The sequence below is a fragment of the Pantoea sp. genome (genome assembly GCF_028283705.1).
Lineage (GTDB): Bacteria > Pseudomonadota > Gammaproteobacteria > Enterobacterales > Enterobacteriaceae > Pantoea.
In genome coordinates this window covers 96,711-121,064 of the sequence record NZ_JAPWKD010000031.1, presented here as the reverse complement: position 1 = coordinate 121,064, position 24,354 = coordinate 96,711, and the positions used below count along the sequence as shown (strand labels likewise).

The 24,354-nt window shown below is 55.4% G+C and carries 25 protein-coding genes; 7 read left to right on the top strand and 18 right to left on the bottom strand.

Annotation, left to right across the window (positions count from 1 at the left end; all coding sequences use genetic code 11):
* Positions 1-2 precede the first annotated feature (2 nt).
* Together PW844_RS22460 and PW844_RS22455 are read right to left on the bottom strand one after the other, a co-directional pair.
* Entirely contained in the window at positions 3-665 is a 663-nt protein-coding gene (locus PW844_RS22460; protein WP_299456539.1) for an amino acid ABC transporter permease, read from the bottom strand.
* Entirely contained in the window at positions 649-1,176 is a 528-nt protein-coding gene (locus PW844_RS22455) for a RidA family protein (RefSeq protein WP_299456537.1), read from the bottom strand. Before PW844_RS22455 ends, PW844_RS22460 begins: the two co-directional genes overlap by 17 nt.
* Positions 1,177-1,456: 280 nt before the next feature.
* On the opposite strand from PW844_RS22455, the gene PW844_RS22450 reads away from it, so the two are divergent.
* A complete protein-coding gene (locus tag PW844_RS22450; protein ID WP_084878934.1) occupies positions 1,457-2,191 on the top strand; it encodes a GntR family transcriptional regulator in 735 nt (244 codons plus the stop codon).
* A 102-nt stretch (positions 2,192-2,293) separates the two neighbouring features.
* Here the strand turns inward: PW844_RS22450 and PW844_RS22445 are convergent, their stop codons facing one another.
* Positions 2,294-2,446, bottom strand: coding sequence for a Hok/Gef family protein (locus PW844_RS22445; protein ID WP_299456533.1), 153 nt, complete (start codon positions 2,444-2,446; stop codon positions 2,294-2,296).
* Positions 2,447-2,834: 388 nt separating this feature from the next.
* A complete protein-coding gene (locus tag PW844_RS22440) occupies positions 2,835-2,987 on the bottom strand; it encodes a Hok/Gef family protein (RefSeq protein WP_299456531.1) in 153 nt (50 codons plus the stop codon).
* A 492-nt stretch (positions 2,988-3,479) separates the two neighbouring features.
* Here PW844_RS22440 and PW844_RS22435 point away from each other — a divergent pair, with 492 nt between their 5' ends.
* Entirely contained in the window at positions 3,480-5,093 is a 1,614-nt protein-coding gene (locus PW844_RS22435) for an ABC transporter ATP-binding protein (protein ID WP_299456529.1), read from the top strand.
* Here the strand turns inward: PW844_RS22435 and PW844_RS22430 are convergent.
* The 8 genes from PW844_RS22430 to PW844_RS22395 all read right to left on the bottom strand — a co-directional run bounded on the left by PW844_RS22430 (position 5,079) and on the right by PW844_RS22395 (position 13,729).
* Positions 5,079-6,212: a hypothetical protein gene (locus PW844_RS22430; protein ID WP_299456527.1), complete on the bottom strand. Its 1,134-nt coding sequence runs from the start codon at positions 6,210-6,212 to the stop codon at positions 5,079-5,081. The genes PW844_RS22435 and PW844_RS22430 overlap by 15 nt on opposite strands.
* An 82-nt stretch (positions 6,213-6,294) precedes the next feature.
* The gene (locus tag PW844_RS22425) at positions 6,295-7,107 is read right to left on the bottom strand and encodes a sulfurtransferase (RefSeq protein ID WP_299456525.1); all 813 of its coding nucleotides are present in this window, start codon (positions 7,105-7,107) and stop codon (positions 6,295-6,297) included.
* Positions 7,097-8,068: an ornithine cyclodeaminase gene (locus PW844_RS22420; protein ID WP_299456522.1), complete on the bottom strand. Its 972-nt coding sequence runs from the start codon at positions 8,066-8,068 to the stop codon at positions 7,097-7,099. Before PW844_RS22420 ends, PW844_RS22425 begins: the two co-directional genes overlap by 11 nt.
* Entirely contained in the window at positions 8,069-9,067 is a 999-nt protein-coding gene (locus PW844_RS22415) for a 1-aminocyclopropane-1-carboxylate deaminase/D-cysteine desulfhydrase (RefSeq protein WP_299456520.1), read from the bottom strand.
* Positions 9,051-10,478, bottom strand: a complete 1,428-nt coding sequence (locus PW844_RS22410; protein ID WP_299456518.1) for a M20/M25/M40 family metallo-hydrolase — start codon at positions 10,476-10,478, stop codon at positions 9,051-9,053. The genes PW844_RS22415 and PW844_RS22410 overlap by 17 nt, the downstream gene beginning before the upstream one ends.
* Entirely contained in the window at positions 10,475-11,389 is a 915-nt protein-coding gene (locus PW844_RS22405) for an ABC transporter permease (protein WP_299456516.1), read from the bottom strand. Before PW844_RS22405 ends, PW844_RS22410 begins: the two co-directional genes overlap by 4 nt.
* 1 nt (position 11,390) lies before the next feature.
* Positions 11,391-12,239 carry an ABC transporter permease gene (locus PW844_RS22400; protein ID WP_299456514.1) on the bottom strand — a complete coding sequence of 283 codons (849 nt, stop codon included), beginning with the start codon at positions 12,237-12,239 and terminating at the stop codon, positions 11,391-11,393.
* Complete coding sequence (locus PW844_RS22395) at positions 12,236-13,729, bottom strand: ABC transporter substrate-binding protein (protein WP_299456512.1); 1,494 nt, start codon at positions 13,727-13,729, stop codon at positions 12,236-12,238. The genes PW844_RS22400 and PW844_RS22395 overlap by 4 nt, the downstream gene beginning before the upstream one ends.
* A 167-nt stretch (positions 13,730-13,896) precedes the next feature.
* On the opposite strand from PW844_RS22395, the gene PW844_RS22390 reads away from it, so the two are divergent.
* From PW844_RS22390 to PW844_RS22380, 3 genes are all read left to right on the top strand, one after another.
* Positions 13,897-14,553, top strand: a complete 657-nt coding sequence (locus tag PW844_RS22390) for an FCD domain-containing protein (protein WP_299456510.1) — start codon at positions 13,897-13,899, stop codon at positions 14,551-14,553.
* Positions 14,554-14,859: 306 nt separating this feature from the next.
* Positions 14,860-15,342, top strand: a complete 483-nt coding sequence (locus PW844_RS22385; RefSeq protein ID WP_208717973.1) for a type VI secretion system tube protein Hcp — start codon at positions 14,860-14,862, stop codon at positions 15,340-15,342.
* A gap of 20 nt (positions 15,343-15,362) precedes the next feature.
* Positions 15,363-16,274, top strand: a complete 912-nt coding sequence (locus tag PW844_RS22380; protein WP_299456506.1) for a hypothetical protein — start codon at positions 15,363-15,365, stop codon at positions 16,272-16,274.
* Positions 16,275-16,324: 50 nt separating this feature from the next.
* Here the strand turns inward: PW844_RS22380 and PW844_RS22375 are convergent, their stop codons facing one another.
* A complete protein-coding gene (locus tag PW844_RS22375; protein ID WP_299456749.1) occupies positions 16,325-17,647 on the bottom strand; it encodes a glycoside hydrolase family 10 protein in 1,323 nt (440 codons plus the stop codon).
* Between the two features lie 214 nt (positions 17,648-17,861).
* On the opposite strand from PW844_RS22375, the gene PW844_RS22370 reads away from it, so the two are divergent.
* Positions 17,862-18,218: a cupin domain-containing protein gene (locus PW844_RS22370; protein WP_299456504.1), complete on the top strand. Its 357-nt coding sequence runs from the start codon at positions 17,862-17,864 to the stop codon at positions 18,216-18,218.
* 37 nt (positions 18,219-18,255) lie between these two features.
* Here the strand turns inward: PW844_RS22370 and PW844_RS22365 are convergent, their stop codons facing one another.
* Positions 18,256-18,873: a LysE family translocator gene (locus PW844_RS22365; RefSeq protein WP_299456501.1), complete on the bottom strand. Its 618-nt coding sequence runs from the start codon at positions 18,871-18,873 to the stop codon at positions 18,256-18,258.
* Positions 18,874-19,010: 137 nt separating this feature from the next.
* Here PW844_RS22365 and PW844_RS22360 point away from each other — a divergent pair, with 137 nt between their 5' ends.
* On the top strand, positions 19,011-19,817 hold the full coding sequence (locus PW844_RS22360; protein ID WP_299456499.1) for an arylamine N-acetyltransferase: 807 nt from the start codon (positions 19,011-19,013) through the stop codon (positions 19,815-19,817).
* On the opposite strand, the gene PW844_RS22355 is transcribed toward PW844_RS22360, so the two are convergent.
* The 4 genes from PW844_RS22355 to PW844_RS22340 all read right to left on the bottom strand — a co-directional run bounded on the left by PW844_RS22355 (position 19,806) and on the right by PW844_RS22340 (position 24,188).
* Positions 19,806-20,465 carry a DUF1345 domain-containing protein gene (locus PW844_RS22355; RefSeq protein ID WP_299456497.1) on the bottom strand — a complete coding sequence of 220 codons (660 nt, stop codon included), beginning with the start codon at positions 20,463-20,465 and terminating at the stop codon, positions 19,806-19,808. The two genes, PW844_RS22360 and PW844_RS22355, sit on opposite strands and share 12 nt — an antisense overlap.
* Positions 20,466-20,558: 93 nt before the next feature.
* Positions 20,559-22,211 (bottom strand): M28 family peptidase, encoded by a 1,653-nt coding sequence (locus tag PW844_RS22350; protein ID WP_299456494.1) that lies wholly within the window; start codon positions 22,209-22,211, stop codon positions 20,559-20,561.
* Positions 22,198-23,001, bottom strand: a complete 804-nt coding sequence (locus tag PW844_RS22345) for a transporter substrate-binding domain-containing protein (RefSeq protein WP_299456492.1) — start codon at positions 22,999-23,001, stop codon at positions 22,198-22,200. The genes PW844_RS22350 and PW844_RS22345 overlap by 14 nt, the downstream gene beginning before the upstream one ends.
* Positions 22,998-24,188 carry a M20 family metallopeptidase gene (locus PW844_RS22340; protein ID WP_299456490.1) on the bottom strand — a complete coding sequence of 397 codons (1,191 nt, stop codon included), beginning with the start codon at positions 24,186-24,188 and terminating at the stop codon, positions 22,998-23,000. The genes PW844_RS22345 and PW844_RS22340 overlap by 4 nt, the downstream gene beginning before the upstream one ends.
* Positions 24,189-24,354 lie beyond the last annotated feature (166 nt).

Genomic DNA, 24,354 nt, shown 5'->3' with positions numbered 1-24,354 from the left:
GCTTACCTCCGCGCCTGAAAGCGATACCACAGGATACGCAGCAGCACTTTCATCAGACTGACGGCGAAAAAATAGAGGCCGCAAATCAGCAGATAAATTTCAAAGCTGCGAAAGGTACGTGAATCGACGAAACTGCCGCTGTGGAAGATCTCTTCCACGCCAATCTGGGAAATCAGGCTGGTGCCAATCAGCGTCAGCACCATCTGGCTGGCCAGCGCCGGGAAAACGTTCTGCATCGCCGGTAGCGTCAGTACATGGGTGATGATTTGTCGCTTTGACAGACCCAGCGCTTCACCCGCCTCAGTTAAGCCGCGTGGCAGAGAGAGAAAACCAGCACGTAAAATCTCCGTCATATAAGCCCCGCAATACAGCGACAGGGCGATAATGCCCGCCACCGGTGGCGAAAGATGCAGCCCGAGGCTGGGCAGGCCGAAGTAGATCAGAAACAGCTGTACCAGCGATGGCGTATTGCGGAAAAATTCCACATAACAGCGCACCACACGCCGCCAGCCACGCCGGGCGTAGACCAGCGTCAGGGCGCATATTGCCCCCAGTGTCAGACCGAACAGGATCGATAACAGGGCATAGATGGCGGTTTCCAGCAGTCCTTTTGCCAGTACGTCGCAATAGGGTCGCAGGGCGGCGAAATCAAAGACGTAATCCATCGGCAACCCCCTCCTCCAGTTCGAAAATCGCTTCAATCTCCACCGTCTGGTTTTGTGGCAGCGAACCGGCGCCAATGGCGGAACGTGCGCCACGGCCAATCTGCTCACCAAACACCTGTACAAAGAGATCGGAACAGCCATTGATCACTTGTGGATGCTGTTTGAATACCTCATGGGCATTGACCCAGCCCAGTAGCTTGACCACGCTTTTGACGGCTCCGAGATCGCCGGTTGCCTGACGCGCCACCGCCAGTAAATTCAGGCCGGTCAGGCGCGCGTGGTAGTAGGCATCTTCTACGCTGACCTCACTGCCAACTTTGCCGGTATAAAGATGACCATTGGCTTCCAGTGGCCCCTGTCCGGAGAGATAAAGAAAATTGCCAAACAGCCGCCAGGTGACAAAATTTGCCACCGGGGTCGGTACCGGTGGTAATTCAATGCCCAACGCCAGCAAATGGCCGCTTAAGCGACATTCAGCGGGAGAGAATGGCGCTGCGATGGATGTGTTCATTTTTTGCCCTGAGTGTGTTTTTTCGGCATTATGAACACGCTGGTTTTTAATGGTCAACCATTATGGTTAACCAATAAGTAAGATGTATGGCCGATTTGTGAGACGGTTCACGTTAAAGCCCGAGGACAGCAGGGTGGCATGATAAGTAAAGGATCTGGCTGGAAATAATGACCTGACTCTGGTCTAAAACGTTGCTCGCCGAGACGTCAATCTCAGGCTATAATCGCCGCCAGCTGACCAAATTGGTCAGCCATTTACAGGTATTTTCAGGAGTCGCCGGATGAACAGCACTGATGACATCTCACAGCGTATTGTCGGTCACGACAAAACCGCTGCGGTAAGCGTTTATCGTTCCATAATGCAGGCCATCCGCGATGGGGATCTGAAAGCGGGTGATAAGTTGCCCAATGAGCGTGAGCTGGCGCGCCGCTTTGATACTTCCCGCAGCACCATTCGTAACGTGCTGGCCATGATGTCTACCCAGGGGTTGGTAACGCGTAAAGTCGGCAGCGGATCTTACTTATCCGATAACCTGCAAAACCAACTCAATGATGCCGATCGGCCGGTGGCCGCCTGGCATAAAGAAGTCCCGACCTATAGCGAAATCCTTGAAGGTCGCCTGCTGTTTGAACCGATGATGATGCAGCTGGTCACGGCGCGTGCGACAGAGGAAGACTTCACCAAAATGCGCCACCATTTGCAGGGCATTCGCGAGGCTCAGGAGTGGCTGCTGTATAAAGAACATATCTATGCGGTACACCAGGCGATGTTTGCTGCCACTCGCAACCGCTTTCTGATCCAGATTTTCGATAACGTAATCGCTGACCGGCGTGCGGTGCAGTATGACGGACAACATTCACTGCACTCGGCGGTTAATGAGATTGTGCGCGAGCAGACGCTGCGCGAGCTGACGCCGCTGGTGGAAGCACTGGAAGCCCGCGACGGTAAGCTGGCCCAGAAACGCGCGGATGATTACTTTACCCGAATTCTTGCCTCGCTGAGTGTTTACGGTTAACCACAGGACTGACAGCCTGAAGTGGGCGTGAAAAGAAGGGTGCCTGAGAGCCCGTGCCTGACAACAACCGGAACGGCGGGATGAATCCCGCCGTGGTGACCCTTACCTGATAGATTCACAGGCCATTGAAACAGCCACCTCCATGAAGCGGGTGCGGAAGCGTATCTCACAGAGATCCTTACGCGAGCCCAGTATGGCGGCGGTCACCGCCATGATCATAAAGGAAGCGAATAGCATCGCCGTAAACTGTTTCATGGTTGCTTCTCCTTCTTGCCTTGCGGCGTGTAAGAGGCTACCTTTATGTTGCGAGCATAAGGGGGCCTCAGGTTGATGGAAAATCTCCTGGGGCTTTTCTCTTTCTGCCGTCAGCCATGCTTAAGACAGAAAGTCTCAAGCACCCGCCGCAAGTCTACGCTGTGCCGCCTGATACTACAATTCTGCTAATAAGTAACGCGTGGAAGTAATCACACTGCGACTCCAGGCATTTATCCTGTTAAATCAGTGGTAAAGGCTATTTCCTGTGAAAAGCGATATTTGACGGAAAGGTGAAATTGAGTGGGGAACCGGGCGGGGAAGAAGGGTGCCTGAGAGCCCGTCCCTGACAACAACCGGAACGGCGGGATGACTCCCGCCGTGGTGACCCTTACCTGATAGATTCACAGGCCATTGAAACAGCCACCTCCATGAAGCGGGTGCGGAAGCGTATCTCACAGAGATCCTTGCGCGAGCCCAGTATGACGGCGGTCACCGCCATGATCATAAAGGAGGCGAATAGCATCGCCGTAAACTGTTTCATGGTTGCTTCTCCTTCTTGCCTTGCGGCGCGTAAGAGGCTACCTTTATGTTGCGAAGCATAAAGAACGGCCTCAGGTTGATGAAAATCTCCTGGGGCTTTTCTCTTTCTGCCGTCAGCCATGCTTAAGACAGAAAGTCTCAAGCACCCGCCGCAAGTCTACGCTGTGCCACCTGATACTACAATTCTGCTAATGAGTAACGCGATGATGTAATAGCATGACAGGATGACTGGTTATTGATTAAAAATCAGAGGGATAGTGATTTTCTATGCCGGGAAAGGGTTTAACTGATAGCGAAACAGGCCCGGGCCTCCATCCTTGCTGTGCACCGCGTTTATTTGTCGGAATGCCCATGACAATGCCAGAATGGGGAAAATCCCTTCGCGGGTGTCTTCCTTTATATCCATAATCCTCCCGTCATAACCTAACGTTCTTGTTGGCTTTTCTCTCAGGATATATCCTGTATCTTTCTGCTTTTTCGGATCTATTGCCTTATGAATGCAGCCACGCGTCTGCTCTCTGTAGAACACCTCAGTCTGGCAACGCATGACCACCGCGTGCTGGTGGATGATGTGTCTTTCCATCTCGACCAGCGGGAAATTCTGGCGCTGGTGGGGGAATCGGGTTCCGGCAAGACGCTCACCTCGCTGGCGTTAATGAACCTGCTGCCTGCAAACGTCCTGCAAACCGCAGGAACGTTGCGTTTTCAGGACGAGGTGCTGGATGCGCGACGCATTGCCTCGCTGCGTGGTTGCCGTATCGCCACCGTATTTCAGGAACCGATGACCAGCATGAACCCAACGCTGCGCATCGGTGAGCAGATTGCTGAGGTGCTGGTGCGCCATCGTCAGTTCAGCTGGAAGCAGGCGCAACGTGAAGCGATAGCTCTGCTCGATCGGGTGGGCATCGTCAATCCTCAGCAGCGGGCGCGGCAATATATTCATCAGCTCTCGGGTGGTATGCGCCAGCGTGTGATGATTGCCAGTGCCATCAGCGGACAACCTGACGTGCTGATTGCTGATGAACCCACCACCGCGCTTGACGTCACTATTCAGGTACAAATCCTGTCGCTGTTGCAGGAATTGCAGCAGGAAATGGGGATGGGTATGTTGCTGATTACCCACGATCTCTCCGTCGTTGCACGCTATGCGCATCGGGTCTGCGTGATGCAACAGGGGCGTCTGGTTGAGCAGGGGGATGTGGTCAGCACTCTCGGCACGCCAGCGCATCCCTATACGCGTAAACTGATTAACGCTTCACTGTCTCATCTTCCCCCGGTGGTTCCCGTTCGTGAGAGCCAGGCGCCATTGCTGGTGCTCAACAACATTTGTAAAAGCTACCCGATACCAGGTCGGTTGCCGCTGTGGCCAGCCAAACGCCAGACGGTGCTGCATCCCACCAGTTTGCAAATCCAGCAGGGGGAAATCGTCGGTCTGATTGGTGAGTCAGGATCGGGCAAAACCACCCTGGGCAGCGCGGCGATAGGCCTGATAGAAGCTGACAGTGGAGAGGTACAATTTCAGGGCCAGCGGCTACAGGGGCGGCAGCTCAGTACCCTGCGCCGTCACGCGCAGATCATTTTCCAGGACCCTTATGCCAGCCTGAATCCAAAAATCGCTGTCGGGGAACAGATCGCCGAACCGCTGCGCGTCTGGCAATTACGTCACGGTAAAGGTATCGATGCGCGCGTTAATGAGTTGCTGGATCTGGTGGGGTTAAAACCGGAACATGCCAGCCGCCTGCCTGGTGCGTTTTCCGGTGGTCAGCGTCAGCGCATCGCCATTGCTCGCGCACTGGCGATGGAGCCAAAACTGTTGGTGGCGGATGAAGCCGTAGCCGCGCTTGATCTCTCGGTGCGCGGCCAGGTGCTTGCGCTGTTCAGCGAGTTACGGGAAAAGCTGGGTTTGTCGGTATTGTTTATCAGCCACGATCTCAGTGCGGTGCAGCAGCTTTGTGATCGGGTGGTGGTGATGTACCACGGGCGAATTGTGGAGGCGGGTGCGACTGCCAGTGTGGTCGGAGATCCTCAGGAGAGTTATACCCGTCAGCTACTGGCAGCAGCTCCCAACATTCAGCAGGCACTGGCCGGGCGGTCAGCGTCGTTGTGACAGCGGTGCCACCGGGGGAGTGACATGACAAGTTGCCTCCCGGTAAAAAATGCTATTGAGCTGGTCATCACGATAGGTTTGTATTTGCATCAGTGCCAATCTGGCGCGTTGTTTCTGGTATTCTTCATCGCTCAGCTGTAATTGTTGCACCGCTTCTGCCTGAAAGACTTTATCAATATCGTAACTCGATGCGAACAAGGCCCATTCCAGGAACGGGTCTTCATTTTTTTCAATATCCTGGCGGATGACGGTCTGCACCGTTTCTTCAATTCGCACAATAATGGTCAGTCGTCGCTGCAGGATACAGATGTCTGTCTCATCGAGATGGTGGTTATGTGCAAGAATGTCGTCAACATCCCGCATGCTGACCCTGATACCGAGGGTCAATTTCGCCAGAAATTCCTGTTCAGCTTTATCAATGTATTCGCCAACTATGCGGGTTCGCTGATTTTCAGCTTCGGCTAATCGGATCCGCGTTGTGGTTATTTCATGCTGCATATGCTGTAAACGGGGATGATCGGCTTGCGAGGCTGGATGCTCACTCTGAATCATCGCGGGTGAGGTTGCCTGGGTGATTTCCTGCCTGAATCCGGGATGGTCAACGGCTAACAGCAGCCGACAGAGCGGGTTCTTCGCCACGATCACCCGCAGTACATTGTAATTGTTCTCCGTCGTGAGCGTTGGTGTGCCTGCTTCGTCTAACACCCTTTTTAATTTCTCTACCCACTCTGCGCCCGTTTGATATGCACGGTCCATTGCGCGGATAAACATCGCTTCAGTGGCAATATCAGCCGCAGTAAATGGCGGAACGCCAGCCTCCGATGTTTCATCTGACGCGAGAATGGCGCTAACGATGTTTTCCAGCACACTTTCTAAGTGCGGGGAATGTGGTTTTCCGGGGCGATAAGGATAATCGCTGATGGAGGATTGCAGCGTTTTCAGCACCGCTTCACCCGCTTTGGTGGTGATGACTGATTCGTGGTGATGAGAAGACAAATTCTGGCGTGTATTGTGTATTTGCACGATACGGGTGGGGCGGTTTACTGGCTGCGCAGCAGGCGCGATATTCAGCCGCTGCGGACCGGATGAAGATGAGACAATCGGCATGTTTTCCTCCATGAATACCAGGATCCAGATAGCGAACCTATTACATCCTGGTCAGGACGGGAAAAAATCGACGCCGATCGCCTTTCACGGGAATTCAGGGAAGCAGGGGGAGCTCGTCGTGTTCTGCCCATTCATGCCAGGAACCGACATAAATGGCGACATTGTCATAACCGGCCATTTTGAGCGCCGCCAGAATAGTCGCTGCACGCGCGCCGCGATGGCAATAAACCTGCAATTGCGCATCGCGTGGCAGACCGGCAGCTTCCGCTCGCCGTGCAATCTCAGCAACAGGCAGAAAGTGGCCATTCTCCAGCACATCTTCCCAGAACAGCAGCACTGAGTGCGGAATACGTCCGGCACGATGACAACATTCATGCACAAAGCTGCCATCAAATTCAGTCGGGCGACGTGCATCAACGTTAATGATTTTTTTGCCATCAGCGGCGATAACCTGCTGACGGCTACTGGCCCAGCGCCGGTCCCAAATGACCGCAGGCGAAGATGCCTGTTGCGTGACGGTGTAACTTAATCCTTCGCCGGGTTGCAGACCATAGCCTGCCGCTACCCAGGCATCGACACCGCCATCAAGAATTAATGCGTCATCCCGGCCCAGCAGCCAGGCGAACCAGGCTCCACGAGGCGATCGCATCCCGACCTGCTGTTCGAAAAATACCGGCGTCGCGGTCGGATCAGCCGCAAACAAAGGCTGGAGTGCTGCCGCAGCGTCGGCGGCCATTTTCTCCAGCCCCTCCGGCGTGCAATCTGCAATAAAGTAGTCGTAAACGTTGCAGTGCTGAGCATCGGGTAGCGTGGCGGCTTGCCACTGCCCCGCATCGCGTACATCAATTAGCAGGAAATGTTCCCCACGCGACTTTCTCATGCCCAGCTCGCTGGCTTTAATGATCATCCGCGACTCCGTTAAACAGGGGGTGTAGCGTTCCCAGTTGCTGTTGCTCTGCGGCCGCCAGTACGCGGGCGGCAAGGGCGATATCAAACACATTCAACCCGAAAGAGGAGAAATACACGCTGTCATCGGCAGCAGGTCGCCAGCCATCGATCACCAGCGTTTCCAGTGTGGCGGCCACATCCTGTGCGGCAAACTCACCTGCGCGGTACATCTGAAACAGGCTTTTGGCACTACGCTCGGCAAAATCCCCCCAGGCATCAACCACCACCTGGCTGCTGGCCTTGATCGCGGCAAAACTGACTTCGTGATAACCCACCTGAACGATCAACCGGCCAGGTTGTACTGCACAGGTATCGACGATCGGTTGTGCGGCACTGGTGCAGGTAATCACCGTGTCATAGGGGCGAGCCAATGCGGCAGCGAGATCGGGTTCTGGTGTAATCGCGGAGCAGCCAGCCACTTTTTCTGGCGTGCGATTCCACATGCCGATCTGCGTGATCGCCGGGAAAAGATGTTGCAACATGCGCAGATGCGCCCGTGCGTGCAGACCTGCTCCCAGCAGCAATACGCGTTGCACCGGGCGCGGAGCAGCATATTGCAGTGCCAGCGCGGTCACCGCAGCAGTGCGCGCGGCCGTTAATGCACCACTGGCCAGCAGACCACGGGGGACGCCGGTCAGGGCATCGTTGATCAGCGTCACCGCCAGCGCGGCGGGTAACGCATCAGGGCGTTGCGGGCGATGTGCAGTCCACTTCACGCCCGCAGCATTAAAATGTCCGCCAACCCTGGCGGGGAGTGCGTACGCTTTACCGAGCGGAGTGGCGAGGTCAATATGATTCTCGGCGGGCATTTGTGCCTCGCCGGAACGCATTAACCCGATCACCGCCCGGACATCCGCCAGTGCCAGCGCGGGATCGTCACCACCCAGCAGTGCGACCGTTGCTTCATCCAGCACGCGCATTTACCGCTCCAGCAGCCGATCGGCGAAGGGATACAGTGCCGGGGATCCGCCGCAGTGCACGAAAGTCACGCGGGAACCCGGCGGGATGCGACCCTGTTCAACCAGCGACAGTAATCCGTGCATCGCTTTACCGGTATAGACCGGATCGAGCAACACGCCTTCCTGCTGTGCCAGTTGATAAATGGCATCGATACCGCCCGCAGATGGGATACCGTAAGCCTCACCGACGTAGCTGTCCTCAATCCAGATGTCTTCCGGTTGCCAGCGTTGTGGCCATTGCAGCAGATCGGCACAATCCTGCGCCATACCTGAAATTCGTGGCTGGAACCACTCCGCTTTGGCACTGACGCTGATGCCGATAACCTGCGTTTGCGGCCAGTAGCGACGTGTGCCGACGTGCAACCCGGCGAGGGTGCCGCCGGAACCGGTAGGGGCAATGATAAAATCCGGTGCCGGCTCGTCGCGTTCCGCCAGTTGTGCGCTGATTTCTTCAACTGCACGCACATAACCCAGCGCGCCGAGCGGCGTCGCACCACCCAGTGGGATGATCATCGGCTTTTCGCCGCGTGCGGTAGCCGCATCGGCGTGGGCCTGCATCGCCCCTTCGATCTGGCTGAAATAGCCATCCGGGTCGAGAAACTGCACCTCGGCACCGAATAGCTTGTCGAGCAGCAGATTGCCCTGCCAGCTGGCAGGGGGATTGCCACGCAGGACCAGCACCGGACGCATACCAAACTTACGCGCCGCCGCTGCGACCATGCGGGCGTGGTTTGACTGATGTCCGCCGGTGGTGATTACCACGTTGACGCCCGCCTGGCAGGCTTCTGCCATCAGGTACTCCAGCTTGCGGACTTTATTGCCGCCGCCGCCGAAGCCACTGTAATCATCACGTTTGATCGTTAAAGAAATCCCCAACGCCTCCCCGAGCCGGGGTAGCGGCTCGAGCGGCGTTGGGAAGAACCCCAACGGAACGCGTTTAAAATCATCGACTTTCTTCATGGTTGTTACCTGTAATATTTTGTTTTGGTACTTCTCTGGTGTTTCCCTGGTGTGGCGCGACCCGGCCAAAGGCCGGATCATTGAATGCGGTGAGCCACAGGCTCAGTGACTGCTGGAAGCGTTCCAGTCCGGTCAGCGTGACAAACTCGTTAACGGCATGGGCGTTGCCGCCATGGCCCAGCCCGCCAATCAGAAAGGCGGGCGCAATGGCGGCGAAGGCGTAGGCGGGGGCGCATCCCGGTGCCCACGGCCAGATTTGCGGGTCCGCTCCCAGCGTCTGATAGCTGGCAATCAACTCATCGACGCCGCGCGCATGGCGGCGGAAGCGGGTACCGGGATAGCGATCCAATAACTCAAGCGTGGTGCCGGAGAGATCTGGTTGCGTAAGACGTTGTTGCGCGGCGCTAATCATCGCGTCCTGATCAAAATCAGGCGGGATGCGGAAGGCCAGTTCGGCACTGGCGCGATAAGGGATGACCCCACGTCCGCCGGTGGGATCGCTGTGTAACTCGGCCAACGTCAGCACTGCGCTGCCCAGCAACGTTTGCAGGCAGGTGACGGTGTCACCTGCAATCATCAGGCGCTGACTGCGGCGGAAGCGTAATTCGTCATCAATACTGAATGACTGCGCCAGGGTGGTCAGCAACCCGGTAGCTTCATCATCAGGTGCGATATAGCCGAGCACGCCGCTCTGGCTGGCGGGTGCGATGGCATCCAGCGCCTGCACCAGACGCCAGGCAGGGTTGGCAATCCAGCCAGCATTGCTGGCATGAATGGCGGAAGAAGGACCACCCCAGTCACCACCGGTGACGCTTAAGCGTCCGTTAGCGAGACCGGTAAAGCCAAGATAGACGCGGGGTGCGCCGCCACCATATTCACAAAGTGACGGAAACAGCACCGCCTCGGCAGGCGCAACGGGACAGGGTTGCTGCGCGAGGTAACGCCGCAGCGTGCCACTGCCGATCTCCTCTTCGCCTTCCAGCAGGATTTCCAGGTTGAAAGCGAGTTGATTGTCCTGCAACAGTTCGCGCAGCAGGATCAGCATCGCCGCGACCGGCCCCTTATTATTCTCGGCACCACGTCCGACAAAGACATCGCCCAGCTCGTCCCAGTGGCAAACGCCACCCGTGAACGGGGGCACATCCCAGCCTGCGTCATTAGCAGGCATCACGTCGTACATGTTGTAGAGCACGACTGTTTTGCTGGCACCGGTATCGATACGCACATGCACCACCGGGGGTGTCTCGGCAGGTTGCGCGTTAACCGGATAGATGGCCGTCGCGTGCAGCTGCTCCACCATCCAGCTTTCCAGCCAGGCGGCAAGACCGCGCTGTGCCGCAAGCTGACCCGCCACGCTTGGCCAGCGCGTTAACTCACTCAGCAGGTCTAAGGTGGCGGTAAGTCGGCTCACAGGCGGATCCTCGGGTTAAGCACCAGATACAGCAGGTCGATCATCAAATTGATCACCACAAACACCAGCGCGGCCAGCAGCACGATGGCCTGCACCAGCGGGAAGTCGCGGTTCTGAATCGCCTGAATCGCCAGACGACCAATTCCCGGCCAGGCAAAGATAATCTCAGTCACCAGCGCACCACCCAGCAGCGAGGCAAAGTACATGCCCTGCACGGTAATCACCGGAATCAACGCATTGCGCAACCCATGTCGTACCACGATGCGCCAGGCGCTCAGCCCTTTAGCACGTGCGGTGCGGATATAATCCTGTTGCAGCACATCCAGCAGACTGGCGCGGGTCAGACGCGCGACGGCGCTCATATAAAACGCCCCCAGGCTGACAGCGGGCATAACCAGCGCGGAAAAGCTGCCGTAGCCACTGGAGGGCAGCCATTGCAGATGAAGGCTGAAGAATAAGATCATCAGCAGTCCCAGCCAGAACACTGGCACGGCCTGGCCGCTAAAGGCCACCAGGCGGCAAAGCAAATCCCAGAAGCTGTGTGGTCGCAGGGCGCTGACGATGCCCAGCAGCAGACCGAGTAACGAGCTCCAGGCCAGCGCACTGACAGCCAGCAGGGCGGTGGCGGGCAACCGCTCGCCAATCAGCGCCAGCACGGGCTGGCTGTAGCGCAGCGATTCACCGAAATCACCCTGTAGCACGCCGCTCAGGTAATGACCGTACTGCCACAGCAGCGGACGATCGAAGCCCATGCTGTGCCGAAAGTGAGCGATTTCCTGCTGGCTGGAACCCGGTGGCATCATTAACGCTGCCGGATCACCGGTCAGATGCAGGCTGAAGAAAATCAGCAGCGATACCCCCAGCAGCACCAGCACCGACTGACCGAGGCGGTTGATTAAAATGTTCAGCATTTTAGTCAAGCCTCGTGTGGGTGCGGCGCAGTAGCGCATCGCCCAGCAGGTTGCAGCCAATCACCAGCGCGGCAATCACCAGGCCGGGATACAGCACCAGCCATTGCGCCAGCAACATATAGGAACGGCCTTCGCCAATCAGATTACCCAGCGTGGGGGTTGGCGGCTGAATGCCCATACCGAGAAAACCGACCGACGCTTCCAGTACAATCAGACGCGGAATATCCAGCGTCAGCAGCACCACCAGTGGGGTGAGCAGGTTCGGGAGAATATGGCGCAGCAGGATGCGCAGCGGCGAGAACCCCATCGCCTTCGCCGCCTGGATGTACTCCAGCTCGCGGATTTCCAGCGTTTTGGCACGGGCCACACGCGCATAGATCGCCCAGCTGGTCACCCCCATGATCACGATGATGTTGGTGGTGGACGTTCCCATTAGCGCAATAACCAGCAAAATCAGCAGAATAAACGGCACCGCCAGCTGAATATCAATCAGGCGCATAATCAGGGCATCAACCCAGCCACCGGCATAACCGGCGATCATGCCCAGTGCGACCCCCGCTACTGCACCAATGGCCGCCGCCAGTACCACCACCAGCAATGAAAGGCGGGTACCGGCCAGAATGCGCGATAACAAATCACGTCCTAACTGATCGGTGCCCAGCCAGTGGCCGGGACTACCGGGTGGCAAAAACATGTCGGCCAGCTGATTAGTTAAGGGATCAGGCAGCGGCAGCCAGGGGGAAATCAACGCAGCCACAATCACCACGATCAGCAGCAGGCTGCCGATCACGGCGTCACCGTAAAAAATCCGGCGTGGGCGACGTTGTAACGCTGCCGCTGGCGTAATCATTTCAGCCTCAGATCGTACAGCGGGATACGCGCATCGACGCGCCCTTTAAACGTCAGCTTGTCGCTGTGCGCATACAGGGTATCTTCACGATAGAGCGGAATCAGTGGCTGCTGCTCTGCGACACGCTGCTGAATCTGCTCCAGCAGTTTTTTGCGTTTATCGGCATCAACCGTCTGGCGGCTCTGGTCCAGCAGCTTATCCAGCTCAGGATCGTTAACTGTGGAGTAGGGTTCGCCGCTGTGCAGAATCGGGAACAGCGCGGCATCGGCGTCCAGCGTCTGGGTTGAACCCCAGGCCAGCATATACATCGGAGCCTGTTTCTGTGCTGCAACCTGCTGGGTATAGACCGACCACTCAGGCACTTCCAGCTGCGCTTTTACGCCAATGGCGCTGAGATCCTGCACGATGGCCTGCGCCACATCGGCGCTGGCGATATAGCGACGCGGAGCCTGGAAGCGCAGGGTAAAGCCATTCGGATAACCTGCCTGCGCCAGCAGCGATTTGGCTTTTGCCACATCCTGCACCGTGGCCGGCACGGCCAGATAACCAAAGTCATTGGCACCGGCCATGGTGCCGGTTGGTGTGCCGTACCCGTGCAGCAATTGCTGGGTGTAAGCCTGACGATTCAGCGCCAGCGACAGGGCCTGACGCACACGGACGTCGTTAAGCGGTTTTTCGCTGTCTTTCAGACCCAGATAAATGGTCAGACCGCCACCTTTCACCTGCTCAAGCTGCACGCCAGGACGGTTTTTCAGTGCCGGGACCAGGTCAGCCGGAACACTTTCCACCAGCTGCACTTCACCGGTCAGCAGCGCGGTAATGCGCGAGGTCGCTTCCGGAATCGGACGCCAGGTGACGCGATCAATCGAGGGTTTGCCACGCCAGTACGCATCGTTGGCGACCATCACCACTTTTTCATCCGGGATGAAGGTATCAAGCTTGTAGGCTCCGCTGCCGATCGGTTTGCGCGCGAACTCGCTGGCACCCACTTTTTTCACGTAAGCGGGGGGAACGATATAGGCCGGATAACGACTCATACGCGTTGGCAGCAGCGGATCCGGGCCGTTAGTATGGATCAGCACCTGATAATCATTGACCACTTCAACCGACTTGATCGTGCGGATGTAGGAGATGGTCGGGGCATGGTTGGCCGGATCCAGAATACGGTCGATGGAGAATTTCACCGCCTCAGCATTCACTGGTTCGCCATCGGTAAAATTCACCCCTTTGCGCAGGTTAAATTGCCAGGTGGTGTCATTGATGGCTTTCCAGTCAGTGGCCAGACCGGGTTGCAGCGACATGTCGTCGGCACGGCGAACCAGGGTATCGAAGATGTTATCTACGAGGGTGGCCGCTTCTTTGAGAAAGCCGGGGTCCATCGCCGTCGCCGATGCGGGCTGGGCAATGGTGAGTTCTGCTGCCTGCAGAGTGGTGGGCAACAGGGCAAACAACAATGCTGTAGTAGCAAACTTCACTGCAGGTAGTCTCATAAACTTCATCCCAAAATGCATTCGGTAACGTAGTGAAAAGAGTGGTGCTGCCAGGAATCTGTGCTTCGCTTGTTTTGTAATACATGATATATCCTATAGCGAGCATTGATGGCAACAAAACATTTAAATTTCTTACCATTTGCAGAATCCGGGAAAGGACAAGACGCATGATTGAGATGGAAAAAGCACAGCGGCTGAGCCTGACCGCCCAGGTTGAAGCCACCCTGCGTAGCGCCCTGATTGTCGGCAAACTGAAACCCGGCGCCCGCCTTGTTACCCGTGATCTCGCGGCACAACTGGGGACCAGCATCACCCCGGTACGTGAGGCCTTGTTACGCCTGGTTTCTGCCGGTGCGCTCAAAGCCACGCCGGCAGCGGCGTTTCTGGTACCGGATATGCCGTTGTCGCGTTATCAGGAAATCACACTGATACGTAAGCAACTGGAAGGCTTAGCGGTGAGGATGGCTGTGCCCAATATCAATAAAAAACAGCTCACCGAACTGAAAAAACTCTGTAATCGCTTTATGCAGGCCAAGCTGAACGGGGAAGTGGAGGCTGCGCTGGAGGCGAACCGTGCTTTTCGTTTTACGCTGTATGGTTTCGCGCAAATGCCTACGCTGGTGGGGCTGATTGAACAGCTCTGGGTACAGATCGGTCCCTGCCTGAATTACCTGTACCCGCAATCAACGGAAATGGTGAAAGGCCACAACTACGATCGCCTGCTGGAGGCGATACAGTCGCAGGATGTTGCGGCTGCTGAACAGGTGGTGTTAAAGGCGATCGATGACGGTACGGCGATTTTGCTGAAGACGTATTTTGTTTGAATACTTAGCCACAAATTAAAAAAGCTCCCACCTCTCCAGGATCTCAAAGCCGTTTTTTGTGTGGTGATAATCAGGATGCGCAGCCTGACATTACCCATCAATCGCAAACGGCATCATCGATGGGTCTTTTTCAGACCGTTTTTCAGCCTGAATCTACGTTCTGCCCGACCGGGTATCTCCCCCTGATCACGTTTTTAAGAATGTTCCTGGAATTTATCAGATCCAGTTAAAAATATTGAAACAAAAATACGTTAAGGTTACTTATTAATCACGAAAATTATCTCAAACCTCCTGAGGGAATATAAAATGGCAATAGATACTTTTTTAAAGGTTGAAGGCGTAACCGGCGAGTCAAACGATTCAAATCATAAGAACTGGACAGATGTATTGTCATTTACCTGGGGAGCATCTCAGCAAGGTAACATGGCGGTAGGCGGTGGTGGCGGGAGTGGTAAGGTCAATTACCGCGATTTGCAAATCCAGGCACTTATCGATAAATCCACACCCTCCATTTTAAAATTCTGTTCCAGCGGTAAGCATGTTAATAAAGTTGAAATTTCCATATGTAAAGCCGGCGGCTCTCAGGTGGAATATTCCCGTATCGTTCTGGAAGAGGTGCTGGTGACGCTGGTCGAATTTGCTGGTGTAGGCCACACCGACACGATTGTTGTTAACTATCGCTTCCAGGCGGCTAAAGTGACTCTGCATTATTGGGAACAGACTGAACAAGGCACTAAAGGCGCTGAAACCCAATCCGGTTGGGATATAAAACAAAATAAAGAAATATAATTTAACCACGAGGAGATGCTATGGCAGACCCAACGCTGGAAGTCGAGTCGGTATTAAAGGGGAGCCTGCTTAGTCAGGAGGATCTGCGGGTTATTCTCACCTTTGTTAATGAATTGGATAGCGAAACTCTGGCACAGTTCGAAAGTGATACTGATTCTGGTATCATGAATGAATTCATGAAGTTACAGCTTGCCAGCCAGCGCAGACTTGAGGAGGAAGATTATGCTCCGCATCGGGATGAGGAGGAGAGCATAGGCCTGAGGAATATGGCGGGTAGCACCCTGGATAATAATCAGGAGGTTTTCCAGAATTATTCAACCTCAATCAAGGGATACGGTGGTAACGTGTATGACGAGACACAAAAAAGTAATTACTCTATGGCTGCCCAGGTTGTGTCTGTCATTGGTGCTTTCTCGGGAGCCGGTTCCCTTTTTGCCACAACGGCCGCCGCTCAGGCTGGTGAAGCATTGATGAGCAATATCTATGTGCGTTATACGCTGGGAGCCATTGGTGTGCTGGGAATATCAAGCGGCTGCGCGCTGGCGGTGCGCAACTTACTTTCTGAACGCCAGGTCGCAACGAATAAAAAATTGCTGGATGCTATGAAGAAAATGGCGAAAGCCAGAGTCAAGCTCACGACTTTTTTTAATGAGACTCGCGTTAAAATACTCAAGGATGAAGAGAAGGCAAAGAAAAGTGCTTTACTCTATATGAACCGTCGGCCAGTTAATCTTGCTGGCGCAGGTAATGTACAGGCGCGGATGGAAAAGTTATTTTCAAATGTGTTATTAACCGACACTTCGCCACTGACGGCGAAGATATTGCTCCAAAGCAATGACTATTATGTCTCTTTGAACGATGACAGTAATCACCCAACGACTATTTCCAAAGATGACCTGAAGCTGATGGGTGAAATTGCAGGTATGTTTTAAATGGGTCAGAGGGCCAGGTGTTTGTTTTCGTACGGTTGGCCCTCTTACCGTTAGCTCCCCCAGCGACTGCGCAGATAATTGACCGCCTCCTGTGTCTGCGGCTGGTTCAGATAGTTTTCCCGAAACAGAATCGTGCCACTAATCTGTGGCACGGATTCATTCAAATCGAGTTGTTTTTTCAGCTCTGGCACACCGCCATTGACTGTCCAATCGGGTTCATTTTTTGACGGCTCCCCGACTTTGTAGAAGGCGACGCCGATGTACAGCCGGGTATGGGTGGGTTTCACCACATTTGCCCACCAGTTTGCCAGCACATCATAACGGGCAGCCTGACGGGAGAAGGGCCAGTAAATTTGCGGGGCGATATAATCCAGCAATCCCATCTGCACCCAGCGGCGGGTATCGGCATAGGCTTCGTCATAGGCTGCCGCGCCACGTGTGTCGGAGCCTGCCGGGTCATGGGAAAGATTGCGCCACACGCCTGCCGGGCTGACACCAAACTCCACACCGGGCTTCAGTTGTTTGATGGTACGCGATACCTGCTCAATCAGTTGCTGCGTATTGTGACGCCGCCAGTCCGCTTTGGAAGCAAATCCCTGACCATAGGTTCTGAAGGTCTGGCTGTCGTTAAGAGTGGAGCCAGCCGATTCCGCATAGAAATAGTCATCAAACTGCACACCATCAACCGGATAACGGGAAACCACTTCGGCGACGATACTGGTGATCCAGTCTCTGACTGCCGGAATGCCGGGGTCCAGCACAAAACGATCGCCTGCGGTGCGGATCCAGTCACGGTGCAGCACAAATACGCTGGCAGGATTAAGTGACAGTGTCGCGTTGAGTTCTGCTACGGTTGAGGCTTTGGTATTGACAGAGACCCGATAGGGATTGAACCACGCGTGGACTTTCATGCCGCGTTTGTGCGCTTCATCCAGCATAAATTGCAGAGGGTCATAGCCGGGATCGGCACCAATTTTGCCGGTCAGCATATCTGACCATGGCAAAATTTTTGATGGCCACAACGCGGTGCCATCGGGTTTCACCTGGAAGAAAACGGTATTGATGCCAAGGCTTTTCAGTTTATCCAGCTTGTCAGTCAGCGCCTGCTGTTGCTGGCTAATGCGGCTGGCAGCGCTGCTGGCATTCACGGAGTTGACGGGCGGCCAGTCGAGACGGGAGACCGTCGCCAGCCAGACGCCGCGCACCGGTTGCTGGCTCGCTACGGGGTGCTGTGCTGGCAGGGGGTGTTTCGCTACGGAAGGAAACGGCGTAACCAGCGATTTCGGTGGTTCTGAAGAACAACTGGCCAGCAAAAGCGCGCCGGCAACCACGTAGCCTAACTTTTTAACGAAAGTGGCGATGATGAGCTCCAGTGCTTTTCGGGAATCGCGCGAGGAGAAACATTCTCTGATGATCCGAATTAAAGTCAAGATGTTAGCTGTTTAGCTTACCCTCAGCAGTTTCTGCCAAACTCCGGCTGATTGCCACATAAATGTATTAAGCGCAGGCCAATAAAATCATTAATGTTTTCAGTCCATCACCTAATCTGGAGCGCATGTTCGCATTCTTTTACCCGGAGAAATGGTTATGAAAGTACAAAAATTAGCACAGCCGGCTGCCATCAAGGTTTTAGAACCCTGGGGAACGGTTGCAGGGTTAGAAGGGGCTTCCGCCGTGCAGTTATCAGGATTACAGAAAGTGATTCCCGGAAAAGAGGATATCGATACGGGAATATTTGCCTGTAGCGCGGGCAGCTATCGACGCTCAGTCAAACAGGCGGAGATTATGCATTTCCTTGACGGTAACGGTTCATTCACGCCAGACGGTGAGGAGACATTAACCTTTACGCCAGGAGACACATTTTTCTTTGCGGCAGATACCGAAGGCACCTGGGTGATGGAAACGCCGATGCGCAAACTGTATGTCATTTTTGATGCAAGCTGATGCGGCATGCCACAGCTTGCATCCCACCCTGATATAATTATTTGAGTAACAACCGCACGCCCAGTGTGGCCATAATGGCCCCGCTGGTCTTATCGATGAATCTGCGATATTTCATATAGATCCGGCGCGGCCTTTCGGTGGAGAGCGCCAGTGCGACGACCACATACCAGCCGGCATCGATAACGAAGGCCATGATGGGCAGTGCGATATACATCGACAGTGAAATATGTGCGCTGAGGGTTGCGGTAAAGATACTGGCAAAAACCAGTGCGGTGTGTGGGTTACTTATCTGGGTGATTAGGCCAACACCAAACGCCCTACCTGCACGGATGGGGGCTGCCTGGGTTAGTTCTGCTGAAGACGTCTTCCCCGGACGAAACATATTCAATGCCAGCCATAAAAGATAACAGCCGCCCGCAATCTTCAGGGTGGTATACAGTGACGGAACCAGCGTCAGCACCGTATGCAGTCCCGCCAGCGCTACCAGGGCAAAGAGTATCGAACCGACACCCATCCCCGCTGAAACGAACAGCCCGGCACGGCGGGAGGAAGCCACTGCTGTCCTGGCAACCAGCAAAAAGCTGGGTCCGGGACTCATAGCACCTAATAACAGTGCGCCACCTGTTGCGGCTAAAGCCAGTAAATCGCCATCCATATCTTTCTCCCCTGAAATGAATTGTTGTTGAATACTCTCAGACCGTTCTAAACCATCCGCACGCTAATCGCACCAGAATCAACATCACTACAGAAAATCACGTTAGCATAGCTAGATTCATCATCAGGAAAAAAACTATGGCTCACCCAGACAACCTTGAGTTATTCGCCCGAGCAGCAGGTATCGCCGGGCCGTTTTTACCGGAGCTTCAGACATTGCAGCTTTTGCACCGAGCCTGGCCGCAAACCATTCCGTTTGAAAATATCGACGTGCTGCTCAATCGACCGGTCAGTGTGGAGCTGGCCGCTATCGCCGAAAAACTGCTGATAAACCGACGCGGTGGTTACTGTTTCGAACACAACTTGCTGTTTAAACAGATTCTGGAGGAGGTGGGTTTTGCGGTGACGCCGCATCTTGCGCGAGTGGTATGGGGGCTGGCGCAACCGGAGGTCAGGCCGCAGACGCATATGTTGCTGATCGTCACGCTGAACGGTAGCAAATATCTTGCTGATGTGGGATTTGGCGGCGTTAGCCTGACTGCGCCGCTGCGGCTGGAAGAGGGCGAACAGGATGGACTGGTGCTGGAGCGTATCAACAGTGACCAGTGGTTACTCTCCCTCGGCGGCGAAGCAGGTAAAAAACTAATGTACGTGTTCGAAGAACGCCAGTGCGAATTCCCGGATATTCTGGTTGCCAACCATTTTGTGGCGACGCATGAAAGCTCGCTGTTTTGCCATAACCTGGTGATGGCGGGTTTGCTGAAAGGTGAGCAGTACAATTTGTTTAATCAGCATCTGACCATCCACGGATGTGAGAGGGCCAAACAGCAGACGCAGACATTGGAAGAATTTGCGCGCGTTGTCAGTCTGTTTTTTAGCCGCCCGGATGTCGTGAGTGATGAGGATATGCGGGCCATTTACGCAAAAGTCTGTTTAGCTGAGTAAACCCGCCCCGACGTTCACCGATAAGCCCAGAATCGCCAGATTGAAAACAAAGGAAATCACTGACTGCAGCAACGCGATTTGCCGCATGTCGGTGGTTCCGGTTGCCACATCGGCGGTTTGTGAAGCCACGGCGATGGTGAAGGAAAAATAGAGGAAATCCCAGTAGCCGGGTTCCTGCGGTTTTTCCGGGAAGATCATCGGGGTGACGTCTTTACTACGGCGCAGGTAGTGATGATGGGCGTAATGCATGGCGAAGGCGGTGGGCAGCAAGGCCCAGGAGACCACCAGCGTTGCGCCGGTCAGCAGTAAATGCATCGCACGGGGTGTCCCGGAGAGATGCTTGAGCGATGGCAGTTCCAGCAGGATCGCCAGGATACTGACCAGGCAGCCTAGAGTTACCAGGCCCAGCACCAGCCCTGCGCTCTCATCCTGCATCCTGGCGATATGCGGGATATCTTCCACCCCGGTACGCAACATGCGAAACCACATAAAAAACAGATAGAGCCATGCCAGCACATTCCAGCCGATTAGCAGGCGTTGCAGATACCCCAGTTGAGCAGGAAGGGCAAAATAGCACACCACGCCAGCCAGCATCGCGATCAGCAGGCGTGAGCGGGCGTGATAATAATTTCTGAAAGAAAAAGTCATGATGTGAGTGACTTAGCGATGGCACGATAGAATAACTGTAGACGCCCGCGACAGTTTTCTCCTCCCGCCGCATTGTGCGGCGGGCAGGAAACATCATTGTCTGCCAGCCTGTAAAACCGTCAGGCTTTCCTTCAGCAATTCCTCACCGCGCGCCAGCTGGCGCATATATTGCGTCTCCAGCATCAGCCAGTAGCGGTCGCTGCAGTTCTCACGTCTGTGACCACTCAGCAATTGCATTCCGGGAAAGGCGCCACCGTGATAACTCAGGTCCGGATGGTAATCATCGCTGGCGCGATAACGCAGGCGATGCCAGAGGGTAATCGCAGCCTGCTGGCTCGATGGGTGATGTGATGAGGCACATTCGCGCAGCAAAGCATCGAGCCATGTCGCCCAGGTTTGCAGGGAAAACGCCGGATCGACAGCACTTTGTAGCTGCGCCAGTGCATCACTCAGCTGTTGCAGGTAATGCTGCGGGTCTGTCGGCAGCACATCCTCACGGAGCAGCTGCTGCAACCAGTGATAATGAATCTGCGCATCACGCAATAGCAGAGCTTCATCAACCTTATCCTGCGTGTCTTCTTCTGTATGCCACCACCAGCCGCCACCGCTGCCGGGCGACAGGGTGGTGCGCACCAGAGGGGTTTCACGCAGCGCGAAGTGCAGTGGAATGCTGACGCCCCAGAAGGATTGATCGGCACCTTTTCCGAGCGGCGTAATACGCTCAGCAGGTTTACCTGTCACCGCATACAGCGCCTGATTTAGCCATGCGGGAGATTCGGCACCGCTGGCGTTGATCACCAGCTCACTGCCATCGACACAACCGGGAGAGTCAACATTGATATGTGCCACGGCATGACGCAGCAACGCTGCGCGATGACTGTCGGCATACCATGCCGAACCGCCATAACGGGCATTCGAATGCCCCGGCCACCAGGCAATGCGCAAACCGCGCTGTAGCGGCTGCGGTGAGCGGGAAAACGCCAGGGCCATTGCCAGACAAAGCGCGTTACCCGTAGCGTTGTCGGTGAGTCCCTGGTGCCATGAGTCGTAGTGAGACGAGAGCAGCACAAACTCATCGCTGCGACCGGGAATGTCCACCACCGGCAATGAACAGCGTGCAACGTGTTCATGGACTTCTGTGGTGATCCTCGCCCGCACGGGTTGCTGCTGTAAGTGGCTGAGCAGCGCCTGTCCCTGTGGCTGATTAATAGTGATGACCGGGATAGTGGGATAACGCACGGCATCATCCGGTACGGGTGTGCCCCAGATCGGCCCGACCGTCTCCTCATGCAGCGCAGTTTCGGCGGATCCCCAGATATGAATCAGCCCCGCGGCCCCCGCCTGCATCAGCCGTTGCACATAATCTTCAAAGCCCTGATCGGCTACCACCAGTTTGCCGCGGACCGATGCGGCCCACGCGGCAGAAGCCTTATCGGTGACAAATGACATCGACTGGCGATCATAGAACAGTTCTGCTTCGCAACCCTCAGGGCAGCTGGCGGAGAACGAGCGGGTTTTGGCCTGAAACTGCATGGCAGGATAGTCTGGCAGAGTCAGGCTGGCGGAGAGCGGATCACTCAGCCACAGCGCACAGCTTTCACGGGTGAAGGGAATGCCGTGTTGCTCCAGCAGCGCGCACAGCACCTCTGCGCCGCGCTCGGCATCCTCACTGCCGGAAAGCCGGTGCAGTGAGGCAAACGCATCCAGCAATTGCCGCATGATGATTTGCCACTCACTGGGCTGCATTCACCGGCTCCGTGCGCGTCACTTTCATCTCCAGATTGCCAAAGTAATGCTGCTTCACCTTTTCCCAGGTGCCATCGGCCATCACTTTAGCCAGCCCGGCGTTAAGCAGCTGCTGCATCTTCTCATCACCTTTACGCACGCCATAAGCTGAGCCGATGCTGAACAGCAGGTCATCCCGCACTTCCGGGCCGATCAGCGCGAAATCTTTGCCTTCCGGTTTGTTGAGGAAACCGTAAGTTACCGCCACGCCGGGACTCAGCGCACCATCAAGACGGCCTGCCGCCAGGTCCTGATAGATCACATCCTGATCGGGGTACATCACGATATCTACCCCTTTAGGTGCCCAGTATTTATTGGCGTACATCTCCTGGATTGACCCTTGTTGTACAGCGATACGCTTGCCCTGCAACGAGGCGACGTCAGGCTGCAAGTTACTGCCTTTATGCGCCACCAGTTTAGTGGGGATATGGTAGATAAAATCGCTGAAATCAATCGATTTCTGGCGTTTCGCCGTAGCACCCAGTGGCGAGATAAAATCCACCTTGCGTGCCATCAGTGACGGAATTTCGGCATCGAAACTGCTTACCACATATTCACACTTCACCTGTGCCGCTTTACAAACCGCATTGGTGATGTCGATTTCAAAACCGGTTGGTGTCCCTGACGCATCACGGTACTGGAACGGGGGATAACTCAGGTCTGCGCCCACGCGCAGGGTTTCACCGGCTGACCACGCCTGCGCACTCAGCGCCATCGTCATCATCGCTAACAGGGTTACAGCAGACTTCATTGGGATTCTCCAGCAGGATAGTGAACAGAACGCCAGGCGGTGAATTCATCACGTACCGCCTGCAAGGCCGCAGGGTCGAGTAAATCGAGCGCCGTCATCGCCATGGCTTTGGCGGCATTCAGCATAGCTTCCATACCGGCATCTGACCCGGCTGCGGCAGCAAATTCGGGTGTATGTGGCACTACATCGCCAATACGCAGGTAAGGGTGGATGGCGGCTGTGATTTGGCTGACATTGCCGATATCCGATGAACCCACGCCGCCACGCTCTGGCGGCGCTTCGGTAGTCAGTCCCAGCTGCTCCAGGTTGTGCTGAAACAGCCCGGCCAGCGCCAGATTGTTATTGCGTTCGGCATAGGTCAGCCCTTCCTCAATCTCCAGCCGTGCGCCGCTCATTGCCGCTGCCGCTGCTGCTGCCGCAAACACTTTCTGCCGGACAATCTGTAGGCCACCCATGGTGGCCGCGCGCAGCAGAAATTTCGCTTCGGCATAGGCTGGAACGATATTGGTCGCGCTGCCGCCATGAGTGATGATGCCGTGCACACGGACGTCATCGGTAAAGAACTGACGCAACGCATTCACTCCAACAAAGGTCTGAATTACGCCGTCCAGCGCGCTGATACCCAAATGGGGGGCAGAGGCGGCATGCGCCGCTTTACCATAAAACTTAAACACGGCGTCAACGCAGGCCAGCGCGCCTCGGGTCACCATATTTTTCTCTCTGGGGTGGAACATCATCACCGCGTCTGCGCTGTCGAACAGCCCGGCGTTGGCCATGATAATTTTGCCGCCGCCTTCTTCCTCTGCCGGGGTGCCCATCACCTCCAGGCTACCGTGGGTCAGCGTGCCACTGTTCACCAGCGCCAGTGCTGCTGCCACTGAGGCGCTGCCGATCAGGTTATGACCGCAGGCATGGCCCAGTTCGGCCAGGGCGTCATATTCCGCCAGCAATACCAGACGGGGACCGGGGCGACCGGTATCGAAACGGGCGCAAAAGGCGGTGTCCAGACCCGCCAGTGGCTGCGTCAGCGTAAAGCCCGCCGCCGCCAGCGGTGCCTGTAACCGCTGTGCCGCACGATGTTCATTGAAACTCAGCTCCGGATCGCCGTGAATCTCACGCGCCAGCGTGCTCATCGCCACGCGGATCGCCTCGACAGCATAAATAATTTTTTGCTTTTGCTCAGTCATGGTGCAGCGCAGACTCCATAAACACCAAATTGGTGCATCTAATTTATTGAATTAAATCCTGTTATTCAGATATACCCCGCTTTATCACAAAAGCCCAATTGAGCTTTTTTATTGCTTGCGTCCTCAACACAAAAAATATTTTATGGATGGGAGAAAACAGGAAAGC